The 16,070-nt window shown below is 49.4% G+C and carries 10 protein-coding genes and 2 pseudogenes; 4 read left to right on the top strand and 8 right to left on the bottom strand.

Features of this window, described 5'->3' with window-relative positions; all coding sequences use genetic code 11:
• Positions 1 to 315 precede the first annotated feature (315 nt).
• The gene (yieH, locus tag ACVA58_RS09910; RefSeq protein WP_446510280.1) at positions 316 to 984 is read left to right on the top strand and encodes a 6-phosphogluconate phosphatase; all 669 of its coding nucleotides are present in this window, start codon (positions 316 to 318) and stop codon (positions 982 to 984) included.
• 66 nt (positions 985 to 1,050) lie between these two features.
• Here the strand turns inward: yieH and ACVA58_RS09905 are convergent, their stop codons facing one another.
• Positions 1,051 to 2,319 carry a tetratricopeptide repeat protein gene (locus ACVA58_RS09905; protein ID WP_446510279.1) on the bottom strand — a complete coding sequence of 423 codons (1,269 nt, stop codon included), beginning with the start codon at positions 2,317 to 2,319 and terminating at the stop codon, positions 1,051 to 1,053.
• Positions 2,320 to 2,625: 306 nt separating this feature from the next.
• On the opposite strand from ACVA58_RS09905, the gene ACVA58_RS09900 reads away from it, so the two are divergent.
• The 3 genes from ACVA58_RS09900 to ACVA58_RS09890 all read left to right on the top strand — a co-directional run bounded on the left by ACVA58_RS09900 (position 2,626) and on the right by ACVA58_RS09890 (position 5,759).
• A complete protein-coding gene (locus ACVA58_RS09900) occupies positions 2,626 to 3,009 on the top strand; it encodes a DUF3302 domain-containing protein (protein ID WP_446510278.1) in 384 nt (127 codons plus the stop codon).
• On the top strand, positions 3,009 to 4,139 hold the full coding sequence (locus ACVA58_RS09895) for an HlyD family secretion protein (RefSeq protein ID WP_446510277.1): 1,131 nt from the start codon (positions 3,009 to 3,011) through the stop codon (positions 4,137 to 4,139). The genes ACVA58_RS09900 and ACVA58_RS09895 overlap by 1 nt, the downstream gene beginning before the upstream one ends.
• Positions 4,140 to 4,388: 249 nt before the next feature.
• Complete coding sequence (locus tag ACVA58_RS09890) at positions 4,389 to 5,759, top strand: L-serine ammonia-lyase (RefSeq protein WP_446510276.1); 1,371 nt, start codon at positions 4,389 to 4,391, stop codon at positions 5,757 to 5,759.
• Between the two features lie 83 nt (positions 5,760 to 5,842).
• Here the strand turns inward: ACVA58_RS09890 and ACVA58_RS09885 are convergent.
• The 7 genes and pseudogenes from ACVA58_RS09885 to putA all read right to left on the bottom strand — a co-directional run.
• Positions 5,843 to 5,989: pseudogene (locus tag ACVA58_RS09885) on the bottom strand (DapH/DapD/GlmU-related protein); the annotation flags it as partial.
• 240 nt (positions 5,990 to 6,229) lie between these two features.
• Positions 6,230 to 6,346 (bottom strand): annotated as a pseudogene (locus ACVA58_RS09880) (maltose acetyltransferase domain-containing protein); the annotation flags it as partial.
• 182 nt (positions 6,347 to 6,528) lie between these two features.
• The gene (locus tag ACVA58_RS09875; protein ID WP_446510275.1) at positions 6,529 to 7,638 is read right to left on the bottom strand and encodes a porin; all 1,110 of its coding nucleotides are present in this window, start codon (positions 7,636 to 7,638) and stop codon (positions 6,529 to 6,531) included.
• Positions 7,639 to 7,952: 314 nt separating this feature from the next.
• Positions 7,953 to 9,926, bottom strand: a complete 1,974-nt coding sequence (locus tag ACVA58_RS09870; RefSeq protein ID WP_446510274.1) for a glycoside hydrolase family 19 protein — start codon at positions 9,924 to 9,926, stop codon at positions 7,953 to 7,955.
• 354 nt (positions 9,927 to 10,280) lie between these two features.
• A complete protein-coding gene (putP, locus tag ACVA58_RS09865; RefSeq protein WP_446510273.1) occupies positions 10,281 to 11,777 on the bottom strand; it encodes a sodium/proline symporter PutP in 1,497 nt (498 codons plus the stop codon).
• A gap of 138 nt (positions 11,778 to 11,915) precedes the next feature.
• Complete coding sequence (locus ACVA58_RS09860; RefSeq protein ID WP_446510272.1) at positions 11,916 to 12,608, bottom strand: aldehyde dehydrogenase family protein; 693 nt, start codon at positions 12,606 to 12,608, stop codon at positions 11,916 to 11,918.
• 28 nt (positions 12,609 to 12,636) lie between these two features.
• Positions 12,637 to 15,771, bottom strand: a complete 3,135-nt coding sequence (gene putA, locus ACVA58_RS09855; RefSeq protein WP_446510271.1) for a bifunctional proline dehydrogenase/L-glutamate gamma-semialdehyde dehydrogenase PutA — start codon at positions 15,769 to 15,771, stop codon at positions 12,637 to 12,639.
• Between the last annotated feature and the right edge of the window lie 299 nt (positions 15,772 to 16,070).

The following is a 16,070-nucleotide window of genomic DNA, read 5'->3' as shown; positions in this document are numbered from 1 at the left end:
CTACTTTTGCCAACAAGTATAGTGACGATAACCACATCCATAAATGACATCGACGAATAAAGGTCGAGTAAATCACTGCAATCAAGATAAAAACAGGATTAAAGGCTATCGGCATCGCCTGCCCTAAACATGATGCCGACATTGCGCAGCATCTTTGGGTCGAAGATCAACAGGCACTCAATGCGTGCTGAATCAAATTATTCTCACCATTTTATAACCAGTTGGCGATACAGCTAACAAAATACCAATCTCTGTATTGTCGAATGCTTTGGGCTGGATTAACAATCAATGCAGCGAGACATATAGGATGAGAATATGAATAAGGTTCAGCCCTATCACACCCGTTGCGTTATCTTCGATTGCGACGGCACCTTGGTAGACAGCGAGCGGCTGTGCAACCAAGCATTAGTGAACATCTTTTCCCGGCTCGGCGGGCACCTGAGTCTTGATGAGTGTATTGAGCATTTCCAAGGTGGCAAGATTGTCGATATCCTAGCCGAAACACGGCGGCGTACAGGGGTAACAGCATCTATAGACACCCTGGAGCCTATGTACCGGGAAGAGTGCCGCAAGCTATTCAACGAGCATTTAACCCCTATCGTGGGGGTCCCTGAACTGCTTCAAGAGCTGACACAGCTCGGCATTGATATGTGTATTGCCTCAAATGGTCCGGTCCATAAAATGGAACATACTCTCGGCCTGACCAATATGCTGCACTTTTTCGAAGGGAAGTTATTTAGTGGTTTTGAAGCCAGCAGTTGGAAACCGGATCCGGACTTGCTGCACTTTGCCGCCATGAATATGGGCTACCGACTGCAAGACTGCGTCTTTGTTGATGATACCGCCCGTGGCGTTCAGGCTGGGCTCAACGCGGGGATCCCTACTTTCCATTACGCCGCACCACATGCTCCAGAGATCACAGACCCAAGGGTGATCACCCTCAGCGAGATGCCGCAGCTACTTGACTATATTCGTGCCCAATAACGAGAAAAGGCCCGGCTTAGTTGTTATGACCAACTAAACCGGACCTCTTCAATCAGCATTCACCCGTTAGGATTTTGCCTGATTATCATCGTTTCCTGACAGCAAACTATCCCACGACGACTGCCATGATTGTTGCTGGTAGCCCGACATTACCGATGGTTGGCTTTCAGAATTACCCGTAGCCGCAATGGTATCGGTTTCAGGCAATAACGCCTCACCGTCCAGTCCATCCTGTGCTATCTCGCAGGAACCGCTATTGTCAGCTGATTTCAGTGTCGACATTTCACTGGCCAGATCGCCCAGCGCCAACGCTTCAAGGATTTCTTCTGTTGGCCGGTAACCCTTCCTACCATAGAGCCTATCGAGCAGATGCATCACCGAATGAGGGGCTAAGTCCTCACCTTGCTTAAGCATCTTGTAGACCTTGTTTGCCACATTTTGCACCCCGAGAATGGTATCGATATCAAGGATCTGAACGACTTCATCTCGTGCTTCCTTAGCCTGCTTATAACCATTCACATAAGCCAGGGAATACCAAATATAGGCGATAGTGGCATCGGCCATATTAGTGCGGTTATGCATCTTGGCCACCAGCAACTGAGCCTCACCGTCACCTCTTTCGGCCGCCCGCTCCAGCCAGTACATGGCTCGATGGCTGTCCTTACTCACGCCAATACCCGCCTGATAACAAAAAGCCGTTTTCATAAAGCCATTGATATCCCCTTGCTTTGCCGCTCGGAAGCGCCACAAAAAGGCCTCCAGTGGCTGATGAGGCTGGGCAAACTCAGACAGATACCAATCACCAAGAAACAGCATCGCGGCTATCAGCTCTTTGTCTGCCGCCTCCAGCACCATGTCCAAGCCAGCTTCGACATCGATGTCAGTTCCCTGACCACGGATCAGTAGCAACCCAAGTTCAAATAACTCTTTCGCTTCGCCGCGCTGAGCTTTGACCACCTGCTCCCAGTATCGCGACTTGGCTTCGCCTTCAGGATCGTCAATATCGGCCCGACACAAACGAGCCAACGCATTCTGGGCAATGATATTGTCGAGCTTGGCCGCTTTGTCATACCAGTTAATGGCTTCCCGAACATTGGTGAGTTCATATTCCTTGGCCAGGGATAACTGGCTCGATACATGTCCTGTCTGCGCCTTGAAGATTTTTTCTTCACGCTCGGCAATTTTCGCCTTTTCCAACACTTGCTGGTATCGAGCTTCTTTCTGCCGTTTTTCAACCATAAACTGTTGCTGCTTGCCCCGAGAGACAAAAACACGGTACAGGATCCACGCCAGTAGGCCCGCTGAAAGGCCTGTAACAACCATTAGATAAGGCATATCCCCTCTACACTTATTATTTATTTCTATCATACCGAACATCGACCGCATTCGGTGAGACCGCCCGCCTCTTTCGCAAAAACAGCGACCTTTCTCTCATTGACTACTTATATCGACCAACACCCCGAAAACTGGAGGATCTATTCCTCGTGAGTATATGACAATTCCTGTCTATCCATCTTGTCTGAACTCGAAATAAAGCTAATAAAAACATATATAAAAGTAAATTCATGCTAAATTTGTTTGTGGTTACTGCTATGGGTAGCCAAGTACAAAATGATTACCACTTAAGGACAAGGAGCAAGGATGTTTCTCGACTATTTTGCCTTAGGCGTATTGTGCTTTGTCGCGATATTCCTGTTCTATGGGATCATCGCCATTCACGATATCCCCTATGAAATATCAGTAAAACGTAATCACCCCCATCAAGACGCGATTCATTACGCTGGCTGGGTGAGTCTATTTACCTTGCATGCCATTTGGCCGTTTCTGTGGATTTGGGCCACGCTTTGGCGCGAAGATCGCGGATGGGGATTTACCAAAATCCAAAACGAACAGAACGAGCTGCACCATGAAATGCTGAAACTGTCAGAGCAGGTCGAGCACCTAACCGAAAAGGTCGCCGAACTAGAAGTCATGCAGGCCAAAAACGGTAACTCGACAGATAATCAACAGGGAGGTGAGCACTAATGGATTTATTACTCATTCTTACCTACGCAGCACTGTGTATTGCGATATTTAAAATCTTCAATATCCCACTCAACAAGTGGACAGTGCCTACCGCGGTGCTCGGCGGCATTATCCTTATTGGTACCTTGATATTGCTGATGAACTACAACCATCCGCACAGTAATATGGGTGGGCAGTTTTATGTAACGACACCGATTGTTTCTGGCGTGAGAGGCAAGGTGATTGAGGTGCCTGTTGAGGCTAATACCCCAGTCAAAAAAGGTGACGTACTTTTCCGTATCGATCCCACCTTGTACGAAGCTGAAGTCCAACTGCAGTTGGCCGCTCTTGCCGAAGCAAAACAAAATGTTCTGGGTCTTGAAGCGGCATACCACGCAGCCAAAGCCAGTACCGAGCGGGCGATAGCCGAACGTGATAGGACTCTGGCCCAATACCAGCGCTATGAAAAGGGATTTAAGCGCGGTGCGTTTACCAAATCGGAAGTGGATAACCGCCGCCAATTCTACCGCAGTGCAGAGGCATCACTCTCTGCCGCTCGGGCGGAAGAACAACGCGCCAAGTTAACTTACGAGTCGCAAATCATGGGGGAAAATACAGCGATTGCTAAGGTGCGTGCTCAGCTGATCCAAGCCCAGTTCAATCTTGAGGAAACCGTGGTTCACGCCCCGACTGCCGGCTATGTCACCCAGGTAACGCTGCGACCCGGTATGATGGCTGTCCCCTTACCACTAAAACCGGTGATGACCTTTATCCACCAAGAGGAGCAGTTCTTTATCGGCGCCTTCAGGCAGAATTCACTGCTCAGGCTACGTCCTGGGTTTAAGGCCGACTTTATCTTTCGTGCCCTGCCCGGCAAGACATTTCAGGGTGAAGTGGTCGAGGTACTCCCGGCTATCGGTGAAAGCCAAGTTCAAGCCTCGGGCGTTCTCTATGGCAGCGATCAACTGCTCCGCCAAGGCCGACCATTGGTTAAACTGAAAATCACCGATGATTTGACTGAATATCACCTGCCGCAGGGGGCCAATGTTGAAATCGCCGTCTACTCAGACAGCTTCGAGCATGTATCGGTAATGCGCAAAGTCTTGATCCGGATGAAGAGTTGGCAAAACTACCTGTTCCTTGATCATTGATTTGATAAAGTCACAACTTTACTGATGTTAATTTTTTATTGTTAAATCAACACAGTATATTGATCTATGTATTCTTTTTTATTAGCCAATTGCAGCTGCAATTGGCTTTTTTATTCCAATCGCCATCATCCTTTTCTCAGTACCTTTAACTCAATTAATCCAAACAGGATCACAGCTTAGGCGATTCAAACAGTAGAAAATTCTTACTCTGCCAAACTTATTAGTAGAAGTATTATTTAAGGAAATACCATGCTATCTATTTTCGATATCTACAAAGTGGGTGTAGGCCCATCCAGCTCCCATACCAACGGACCCATGCTGGCTGGTTTTGATTTCTGCCAGAAAGTCGATGCCATATTAGACGATGTGGCACGGGTGCAAGTGGATTTATTCGGTTCATTGTCTCTGACTGGCAAGGGGCACCACACTGACCGTGCGTCAATTTTAGGTTTGATGAACAACAAGCCTGATGCGATTGATATCCAAGCGGCCAATCAAATGATGGCTGAAGGGCTGACGAACAAAACCTTGCAGTTGGCGGGTAAGAAAACCATCACTTTTGATATCGACACTGACATGCTTTTTCACAGCGATAATTTGCCTTTGCACGAAAACGGCATGACGATTACGGCCTTCAACCAAGCAGGCAAGCCGCTCTTTATCGAGACCTACTACTCTATCGGCGGCGGATTCATTGCGACGGCCGACGAACTGCAAAACGGCAAAGCCACCAGCGAGGTCACGGTACCGTTCGCATTTAACTCCGCTGAAGATATCCTGAAAACCACAGAGCGCGAAGGCATTAGCATCGGGGCGATGTTCCTGCGCAATGAACTTGCTTTCCGCGACCAAGATGAATTGGATGCCAAAGCCAGCCAAATCTGGCAGGTGATGTCGAGTTGTATGGCCCGTGGTTTTGAAACCGAGGGAATTCTGGAAGGGGGTCTACAAGTGATTCGCCGCGCACCAGCCCTGCTGAAAAAGCTTGAGTCCAACCAAGAGATCGAAAGTGATCCTATGGTGATATTGGATTGGGTGAACCTGTTCGCCTTTGCCGTTAGCGAGGAAAACGCCGCAGGCGGCCAAGTCGTCACCTCACCCACCAATGGGGCGGCGGGGGTGATCCCTGCCGTGCTGATGTACTACAACAAATTCATCCAAGAACTAAACAGTAAGCAGATTAAAGACTTCCTTGCTGTATCTGCGGCCATAGGCATGCTCTACAAAATGAATGCGTCTATCTCGGGTGCTGAAGTGGGCTGTCAGGGCGAAATCGGTGTGTCATCATCAATGGCAGCAGCAGGCTTGACCGCTATCCGCGGTGGCAGCAACGAGCAAATCTGCATGGCGGCAGAAATTGCCATGGAGCACTCTCTGGGAATGACCTGCGATCCAATCGGTGGCTTGGTCCAGATCCCATGTATCGAACGTAATGCGATGGGCGCGATGAAAGCTATCAATGCCTCACGCATGGCGCTCAAACGCAACAGCAAGTCGCTCATCTCCCTCGACAAGGTCATCGATACCATGTACCAAACCGGTAAAGACATGAATAAGAAGTACCGCGAAACCTCTTTAGGCGGCTTGGCGATGATCCATCTCGCGCCACCTTGTGAGTAAGCTTCACGGCCGGGCTTTCAAGGCTCGGCCATTACTTGCCCATATCACAACCGTGCTAACTTTCAGCCATTAATATTTTCTTTGACGACTCTGGCCGGATTGCCCACCACAACACAGTGCGCTGGTACATCTTTGGTCACTACGCTACCACCACCAATAACCGCCCCATCACCGATCGTCACCCCCGGCAATACCAACACATTAGCACCGACCCACACTTGGTTACCGATATATATCGGTTTGGCAAACTCTTCATAGGTATAACGGGTAGCCGCATCAATAGGGTGTCCAGCTGTACACAGGGTGACGTTGGGGCCAATCATCACTTCATCGCCGATGATCACTTTGCCGCAATCGAGGATCACCCCATTGGCATTCATATAGAAGTTTTTGCCCACTTCAATGTTGTAGCCATAATCACACATGAAGTTGCCATTTAGCGTCGTCGAATCATCTGACTTGGCAAACAGTTGCTGGATTAGTGCATTGCGTTCTTTGCTGTCATCACAATTGCTGATCTTGCGGCAAAGACTGCGTGCCTGATAACGATCGTCTGGTAAGCCATCTGCGCCTGGATTATACAACATACCTGTGATTAGGCTTTTTTCTCTATCTGATAATGCCATTGATTACTCTCCAAAATGTTCGTGTATCTAACCACAAACTGTCTCAGGATTAGCTTGCGTTAAGTCAATCTTCTATCTGCAGAAACTAAAAAGGCCGGCAAACATGCCAGCCTTTTATCTGCTATCGGTGCTTAGAAGCGAACTTAGAATACGTACGCGAAGTTGAAGCCACCACCGTTGTCGGTACGGCTAGACTCACCACGGAATTCATTTAGCTCGTTACGCTTGGCTTCGAACGACAATACCGTTTTCGGCGTGAAGGCGTAAGACAGGCCGACAGCGTAAACTTGGCGGTCGCCAGTCACATCGCCTTCACCATCGAAGTCGACATGCGAGATATAAGCGTATGGGCGAAGACCAGACTCAAGCGCATAGTGGGCATACACATCGACCGCATTGGCATCAGCCCACTCAGTGCGAGGGCCACCCTGCAAACCAGCTTTGTGGATGTTTTCACCTTTGGTGTAAACCGCTGCCACTTTCAGGCCACCTGCCACATACTGACCCCCCACGGTCAATGCTGTCTGCTTGTCACCGTCTTCAAGGCCATTAACATCGGTCGCTTTCACCACTTCTACCTTGTTCTCAAGATAGGCCACACCCAGGCTCACACCCGAGTCAAAGTCGTAGCTGGTTGATAGCGCGTAGTTGTAGTCACGCTTAACCGTATCGCTTTGAACTTGCTTTTCTTCATCTTCAAAGCTGCCAGTTTCACCGTTGCTGGTAAAACCGTAGTGCGCCGATACGTTGATGCCGTTGTTGCTGTAACGGTAGGCGACCAAGTTATCACCACGGCCCGTAGCCGCAAAACCGCCATCTGTCCCTTCTGAATAGATAGGCGTGGCATCCGGGTCAATGATGATCAGGTTATCCATGTAACGCGCAACATCATGGTAGGCAGACCATTGCTTACCAAAACGCAGGCTACCCAGCTCATCGTTATTGATGCTTACGTAGCCCAGACGGTTTCGGAAGTTACTGCTGCCCGAGGTTGGGTTATTCAGAAACTGATCCCACTCGAATTTGGCATCCAGTGTCCAGCCTTCTTGTAACTGGCGCTCAAAGCCCATGTTCAAGATACTTCGAGTGGCAGAAAAGATGTCATCTTCACCCCAGACTGGCTGGAATGCATCAAGGACGAAAACGCCACCAACATCGAATTTGTTTTGGTCATCTTCATAAAGAGTAAATGCTGATGCTTGACCAGCAAGTAAAAGGGTAGAGATGACGACAGAGGAAATTTTCAGCTTCATTTAACAGGTACTTCTAGTGATAGTTTTGACAATAATGCTCGTTTGCCAGCACAAACTATCAGAATCACTGCGATAATGTAATAGTAAACTAGTACGCTAGTGAGAGGGTTTTTGCTTTCGTTTCATCGAGGGACATATTTATATTCTTAAAAATCATAATGTTAAGCCAAAAAGAGTACTCAGGCATATTCTGATCCGATTTGTCTGACTGCTCACAATTCAGACAAAACCACCAGCAAAACTTTGCTTTGTAGCAATAAAAACGGCATAAGCAATGCAAATGCCGTTTTATGACTAGCTGTTAGTTACTTATGCTATAGCTTGATCCACGCATCCTTCCACGACGTGCCTTCGCCAGGCTTATAGACTTCAGCAACACCGCACCAACCACTATATGGGAACTCTTTACATTCATAATTTTCGCCCAAGTTGGTGACACGATCCCCTTCAACATAATTTTCGCCCAGTACCCAAGCAAGGTACTCGCCAGTGGACGCCGGTTTAACAACAACATTATGTGAAGCCGTTACGGGATCATTAGCACTGTCCGTCACATCTAGCCAAACCGTCACTGTCGTTTCGCTTTCAACGGCCGGGGCCGTAAAGCTGGCAGACAGATTATCTTCGGCCACATCAGGCAAGATACCGTTAGATGCTCGCCAGTTGAAGCTGAATTCGGTATCGTCAGGATCCTCAACAGTTGCCGTAATTGTGACTGTTTCAGTAGCTTTTACTGATTGAGGGCCTGTTAGCTCTACCGTTGGTGGGAAATTATCGGGAACGGCTTTCGCTGTGATCGTCATGGTATCAGACGCTGTTTCACCATCATCATCAACCACAGTCAGCTCAAAGCCATACAAGGTTTCAGACTCGACCTTAGGAACAACTACCGACGCTTTCGCTTTGTCTGAATTGGAGATATCAAGGGTATTACCCAACACCTGCCGCCACTGATAACTGACAATTTCACCATATGAGTCCTTCGAACCAGTACCGTCAAGCGTTACCTGAGTATTGTTCGAGTACAAGACAATATCCCCACCGGCATCGGCTGTCGGCGGCACCCCTTCGATGTCATTGATAATATTGACATCAAACTTGTCTTCAACGCATTTACGGTAGTCACCCTCGACAAAGGCGGAGTATGGTCCTTGATAAGCAACCAACTGACACTGGTAGGTTTGCCCCGTTGGTGTATCTGGCGTCCAGCCCCAATCTTCTTCCCAGTGCACATTCAGCGAGCCCGCACCGCCACCATCAAAGGCTTGCATGTTGGCACAACCTAACACTTCATCTTCAGGGACAGCGACCTCTAGGTATTTAGCAAATTCACGATAGTAATCAATACGGTTCTGCGATTGGATATGCTCACTCGAACCGCCGCATTCTACGCCACCATTGATGATCATCGTGGTCACACCAAACCCGGGAACAAGACCAGCATTCAAATCGACTTGGTTGGGTTGCCAAGTACCGTCTAGCACATGCAGCATGCTCGGTTTAGGGGATTGCGGATACAAATAAAAGAACACGGCACTGGCAAGGTTTAGCCAAGTATCGGCGACCAGTTCAGGTTCATTGAGAAGCTTTTCAACATTGCCATAAATAGCATGGGAAAAAGGGCCATAGTTATAGTTATAACTGAGCTGTTTGGCTCCACGGCCGAAGTAACTCTTGTAGGATCCATCTTCAAACTGACCGCATGGATAGGCCTCACCTTGCCACAAGCTAGGGTCACAAATACCATAGCCGCCAGAGGTTCCTTCGCTCCAGCCCACCTCTCGCAGATAGAATAGCCCCTGGCGCCACTCGGGGTATTCGCTATATGCATTATGCCCGCCCGTTTCTTGGGTAAAGTGGGCAAACATAGTGGCAAGAGACTTACGACAAATGGCATCTGGATCCCTGCCATCATCATAATTACCACAAAATGCTGGGAATTTACCGATACCCTTGAGGAGATTTAAATAGGTATATTGCGCATGACGCTCAACAAAAAGGAAATTCCAATCGTCCTCACTCACTAGTGACTCTACCCGTTTAACATTCTCCGGATTATTCGGATTGCCAACACTGATAGCTTCTACTTTTTCATTATCCAGTGTGCGAATTGATTCAATCACTAATGCCAGCCCTTCGGGCTGCTCTGCGATAATAGCTTGCTCGTCAGCCAAGATATCACTGAGCAACATATCATAAGGCTCGGCATAGGCAGCTGCACTCACCGCTCCGATCATGGCACCACTAAGACTGGTTATTAACACTGCTTTAGTTTGTTGTTTTTTCATAAGATCATCCATTCCATATACGCTCAGCCACCTTACGGAACTTCCGTACTTCAACCGTGAGTTGCAAAGGTAGCCAGAGCATTAATAAGCTTACAAATTGTGAGGGATAAGAACTGAAATAGAACGTGTTAATCTCGTCAAAAACGAAAATGCGGAATAAGCATCACGCTACCTATAAGTATGTTTTTCCTTTGCATCAGTCCTGCAAATTCATAACCCAAAGGCATTTAGCAGGCAAATACCACCATTTTTATACTTAAGTAACGTAAAGTTCCTGAGGTAGATCGCAGGCACAAAAAAAAGCGGCTTCTCAAAAAAGAAGCCGCTTTTGATCATTATAGTAACGCGAGGTTGTTACTTAAACTCAACCAAATTTTTCTGATAAGCGTCGAACTGTGCTTCCACTTCTTTCGATGCACCACCGGTCATCTTGCTCACCGCAACAATGGTGATGGTGGCAAAGATAAAGCCCGGGACAATTTCATAAAGATCAAAAATACCGCCAGTCAGCTGTTTCCAAATCACTACGGTGAGTGCGCCGATAATGATACCGGCCAGTGCGCCGTTGCGGTTCATCTCTTTCCAGAACAAGCTCAACAGCAATGCTGGGCCGAAGGCCGCACCAAAGCCTGCCCATGCATATGACACAAGGCCAAGTACAGTGCTGTCTGGATTCATTGCCAGCATCAGGGCAATAATCGACAGGACGATAACCGCAATACGGCCAACGGTGACAATCTCTTCCGATGTCGCTTGCGGGCGAAATACCTGCTTGTAGAAATCTTCTGCCAACGCCGAAGATGACACCAGCAACTGGGAATCAGCCGTACTCATGATTGCCGCCAGAATCGCCGCTAGCAAAATACCGGCAATTACAGGGTGGAACATAGAATTCACCAACAACATGAAGATACGCTCACCGTCATCCAAGTTGCCAGCTAGCTGGCTATCAACAAACAAAATACCCACCAGACCAACCAATACGGCACCAGCCATAGACAGGGCTGTCCAACCGACCGCAATGCGTCGAGCAGTTGTGATGTCGGCGTTACTACGGGTTGCTTTGAATCGCGCCAGAATATGTGGCTGACCGAAGTAACCTAGGCCCCAAGCCGCCAGTGAAATAATAGCAATGGCGGACAACGGCTGGCCCTTCACGTCGTTGAACAAGGTCATCAACTCAGGGTTCTTGGCTTCCAGCGCAACAACCAAATCACCCGGACTACCGTTCATCGCTGCAATCGGTACAATCAGCAACGCTGCTGACATCAACAAGCCTTGCACCAAGTCGGTCCAAGATACCGCGAGGAAACCACCAAACAAAGTGTATGAAACCACACACACCGTACCGACAACGACTGCGATAGTGTAATCAAGACCGAAGACCGTCTCGAACAACTTACCACCGGCAACCAAACCCGAGCTGGTATAGAAAAGGAAAAACAGCAAGATGAAGAATGCTGAAATAGTTTGGAGCAGCTTGGACTTATCGTTGAAACGACGAGCCAGAAATTCCGGGATGGTCAATGCATTATCGGTCGTAATACTGTAAGTACGCAGACGCTTGGCACAGATCAACCAGTTGAGCCATGTCCCTAGCAACAAGCCACCGGCCAGCCACAGGGACTCGATACCTGCCGCATAAGCGTAGCCCGGCAGACCCAGCAGCAACCAACCACTCATATCTGAAGCCCCGGCAGACAGCGCTGCAGGCCACGGCCCGAGTGTGCGCCCACCGAGGAAATAATCGGCTGAATTAGACGTACGCTTGTAGGCGATGTAGCCAATGGCCAGCATACCGATCAGGTAGGCGACGAACGTTGCTGTAATAGCAAAGCTATTCTCTATCATTGTTTGAGTTCCCTCACTTAAAGCCCCTGTTCGTTGCAGGGGCATTTGGTTATAACGCTGACAATCAGCGATGGATTGCTTCTCAGCCGCCGGCAGGTTGCAAGCTAGTGTCCCTGCATATGGCGGCACAATCCGAAGTTAGTGTTCCTCACCACTCCCCAATTCCAGCAAGGTGGCATTACCACCAACCGCTGTAATATTGATAGTCCGTGTCCTCTCGGTCACGAAACGCAGTGAGTATGTTGGGCTGCCGATCACTGGAAGCTTGTCGGTATCAGTTTCACTGATAAGCTGAGCAAGCAAGCCGTCTCGGGCAGCAAGTTGGCGCGAAAGCGCCTGGGTAGTTGACAGCTTGCCGGCATAGGCCACGCCAGCCACCAAAGGATGGCTGACCAAGTCAGCAAGCTGATCGTTATCGATAGCGGTGATCACACCGCCAGCACAGCCGCTTTGTTCTAGCTGTACGACCAAGTTTTTTGCTTTCACCGGATAATCGGCAGGCAAGCAGACATACACGGTATTGCCCGTCACTAATGCTGCAGACAGCTGGCCGACCACTGCTACCAGTGGTGTGTCAATGTCAGCGGTGATAATAAAGCTGCCACGTCCGGCACAATAAAGCTCGTTGGTTTCACCGGTTGGCCCCGGCATCAACAAGGTGGGTGCCACATGCTCTTCAGCATGACGACACTGGAACTCCACCATGGCACGACATTCGGTTACCAGTTGATCGGTCCAGTGTCGCAAGATACGGGTTCTCGCTTCATAGCCTAGGTTATTCCAGCCTTCCCATGCCGCCGAGCTTGTATTTACCAATGTTTGAATAGTCATGATCACTCCTTAAATTTCTCGACGGTTATTAGGCTTCAACACAATCTTGGGTAAAGCGGTACAGGTAGTGCGGGCCACCCGCTTTCGGGCCAGTTCCCGACAGTCCTTGTCCACCGAATGGCTGAACGCCAACCACCGCACCTACCTGATCCCGGTTGATGTAGCAGTTTCCGACACGGGCACGGCGCTCGATATGGCTGTAAGTTCGCTCATTGCGACTATGTACACCCATGGTAAGGCCAAAACCGCTGTGGTTGATTTGGTCGATCACCTGATCAAGCTCGCTGGCTTTGAACCGGACGATATGCAGGATCGGGCCGAAGTTTTCATTTTCCAGAATATCAATAGAAGGTATTTCAAACGCCGACGGTGCAACGAAGTCACCGTGCTGGCAAGTCGCTGGGATCGTAGCCTGTGCCACTAATTTGGCTTGGTTTTTCAGCGACTGGATATGGGTTAATAGCTTGTCGCGGGCCGTAGCATCAATTACCGGACCAACGTCTGTGCTATGCAGCTCAGGACGCCCTACAGACAGTTCAGCCATTGCCCCTTTGATCAGGCCAATCACTCTATCGGCGATATCCTGCTGGATAAACAAGACGCGCAATGCAGAGCAACGCTGTCCTGCTGACGCAAAGGCCGAACGCACGACATCACGTACAACCTGCTCAGGCAGGGCGGTACTGTCGACAATCATGGCATTCTGGCCACCGGTCTCAGCAATAAATGGGACCGGCTCGCAATCACGGGCTGCTAGGCTGCGGTTGATTCGCTGGGCCGTTTCAGTCGAACCAGTGAACGCCACCCCGGCGATACGGGTATCAGCGGTCAGTGGTGCCCCTACCTCCGCACCGGTCCCCGGCAACAACTGGATAGCGCCAGCAGGTACACCGGCCTCAAGCATCAGCTCAATCGCTCTGAAAGCAATCAGCGAAGTCTGCTCTGCCGGTTTGGCAACCACGGTATTACCCGCAGCCAGTGCCGCAGACACCTGACCAAGAAAAATCGCCAATGGGAAGTTCCATGGGCTGATACAAGCGAAGACGCCACGCCCCTGATAGCTAAGCTGACGGGTTGTACCGTCAAACCCCATCACAGTTTTTGGCTGGGCAAACTCTTCCGATGCTTGATTGGCATAAAAGCGGCAGAAATCCACCGCCTCGCGAATTTCATCAATGCCGTCCTGAATGGTTTTACCCGCTTCGCGATGGCATAAAGCCACCAGTTCACCGGTATGCGCTTCCAGCAAATCAGCCAGACGCAGCAAGCACTCTGCACGCTCGGAAGCAGGGCGAGTCGACCACTGCGGGAAGGCCTGTGCTGCGATAGCAATCGCCTGTTTAACTTGCTCTTGATTGGCAAAGGCCACCGATCCCACGCTCTCTCGGCGATCATAAGGGGCAGTTACGGCCAGAGTGCTGCTACTATCCGTCACAGCAACCCCATTGATAATCGGGCCGGCCTGCCATTGGTGATTAGAAAACGCCTGAACAGATTCACTAAATGGCTGCCATTGCGAGGCGATCTCAATATTGATCCCAGCGGAGTTCTTACGCTCGTCACCAAATATTTTCGGCGGTAACGGGATCAGCCCGTTGTGCAGGGTAGGACGTGACTTCAAGGTATCAACCGGGTGCTGGATCAGGCTTTCTACCGGGCAATTGGCATCAACCAAACGGTGGACGAATGAGCTGTTGGCACCATTTTCCAATAGACGGCGTACCAAGTACGGTAATAAATCTTTATGGCTGCCAACAGGGGCATAGATCCGGACGTTGGTCTGGTGCATCTCCATCACATGGTTATACAGAGCATCCCCCATACCATGCAGACGCTGGAATTCGAAATTGCGGTGCGATTGAGCCATCGCCATCACCGCAGACACCGTGTGGGCATTATGACTGGCAAACTGCGGATAAATCAGGCCATTAAGAGGAGGGGAAAGCAAGAATCGGGCACAAGCCAGATAAGACGCATCGGTCGCTTCCTTACGGGTAAATACAGGATAGCCACTAAAGCCACTTTGCTGGGACAGTTTCAATTCGCTATCCCAATAAGCCCCTTTTACCAAGCGCATAGGGATAACATCGCCCTGCTCTTTAGCCAATGCAGCTAACCAAGCCAGCACCGGCAAAGCGCGTTTCGAGTAAGCCTGTATGACCAAGCCAAAGCGTCCCCATCCTTTCACTTCATCAGAACGGTAGAGTTTTTCGAATAGCTTCAGTGACAGCTCTAGGCGATCAGCTTCCTCGGCATCAATGGTAATGCCGACATTGAGTTCGCGGGCACGCTTGAGCAGCGACAGCACCGATTCGTACATTTCATCCAGCACACGGCCTTCGTTAGCCACGTCATAACGAGGATGCAAAGCAGAAAGCTTGATAGAAACAGTTGGGTCAGGCGAGCGGGTGTTGCTGCCACTTTCGCTGGCATAGCTGTCACGACCGACCGCTTCAACAGCCATCACGTAATCTTTGAAATATTTCTGAGCGTCTTGGGCGGTTAGGGCTGCTTCGCCCAACATATCAAAAGAATAGGTAAAGCCTTGGTCACGCTTGTCTTTGCCATTCTTCATTGCTTCGGCAATAGTACGGCCAAGAACAAACTGGTGACCCATGATCTTCATCGCCTGATTCATGGCTTGGCGGATCACCGGCTCAGACATCTTGTTAACGAGGCGATTGATAACATGGCTTGGTGCGCCATCTTCTTTAGCATCTAAACTAACCACCTTACCGGTCAGCATTAGTCCCCAGGTAGAGGCATTAACAAATAGCGAATCCGAGTTTTTCAGGTGCGACTTCCAGTCTGCCACACTGAGTTTGTCACGGATCAGAGCATCGGCAGTTGCGGCATCTGGAATACGCATCAGCGCTTCAGCCAGACACATCAACAAGATCCCTTCTTTAGTATCCAAGCTGTATTCAAGCAGCAGGGCATCAATCATCTGGATTGCGTTCTGATCGGCTCGAACCCGCTCGATCAGGCTGGTGGCTTGCTCAGATGTAAACTGCCGCTCTTGCACTGTTGGCTCGGCCAACGGCATCAACTGCGCCAGCCATTGCGATTCATCCACGCTGTACAGTGGTGAAATCTTAGACCAGAGCTCATCCAGTGGACGCTCAATAAAACCAGGCTGAAGTACTTCTGCCGCATTGAACATAGTGATTCCCTCAATAGTGTACCGGATCAGGTAAACAGCATTTTTCGTTACTGACTGCCCCTAACCAAGAAAAATGTTACATCAGTGTTACCATTGAGGGGATTTTATTTTCCACCACTCCGATAGTCTTGCCATATTCTCCGATACTTTTTAGTAAAAGTCCGGCTTTTAACAAAAATAGACAGAGATTCTTTAAAAGATGTGCATTTATCCGTAACCACGAGACAAATATTGTTGGAAATTCATGCAAACATAGAACGATGATCAAGGGGAAGCGATACAATGATCAACTAAGATCA

It is taken from the genome of Photobacterium sp. DNB22_13_2 (assembly GCF_052873915.1).
The sequence above is the reverse complement of the archived record's forward strand: the minus strand, read 5'-3'. Positions and strand labels throughout refer to the sequence as shown.

Coding starts and splice junctions, on each gene's coding strand:
- ACVA58_RS09895 (WP_446510277.1), top strand. CDS start 3,009: ATGGATTTATTACTCATTCTTACCTACGCAGCACTGTGTATTGCGATA.
- ACVA58_RS09860 (WP_446510272.1), bottom strand. CDS start 12,608: ATGACTATTCAAACATTGGTAAATACAAGCTCGGCGGCATGGGAAGGC.
- ACVA58_RS09875 (WP_446510275.1), bottom strand. CDS start 7,638: ATGAAGCTGAAAATTTCCTCTGTCGTCATCTCTACCCTTTTACTTGCT.
- ACVA58_RS09870 (WP_446510274.1), bottom strand. CDS start 9,926: ATGAAAAAACAACAAACTAAAGCAGTGTTAATAACCAGTCTTAGTGGT.
- putP (WP_446510273.1), bottom strand. CDS start 11,777: ATGATAGAGAATAGCTTTGCTATTACAGCAACGTTCGTCGCCTACCTG.
- ACVA58_RS09890 (WP_446510276.1), top strand. CDS start 4,389: ATGCTATCTATTTTCGATATCTACAAAGTGGGTGTAGGCCCATCCAGC.
- putA (WP_446510271.1), bottom strand. CDS start 15,771: ATGTTCAATGCGGCAGAAGTACTTCAGCCTGGTTTTATTGAGCGTCCA.
- ACVA58_RS09905 (WP_446510279.1), bottom strand. CDS start 2,319: ATGCCTTATCTAATGGTTGTTACAGGCCTTTCAGCGGGCCTACTGGCG.
- yieH (WP_446510280.1), top strand. CDS start 316: ATGAATAAGGTTCAGCCCTATCACACCCGTTGCGTTATCTTCGATTGC.
- ACVA58_RS09900 (WP_446510278.1), top strand. CDS start 2,626: ATGTTTCTCGACTATTTTGCCTTAGGCGTATTGTGCTTTGTCGCGATA.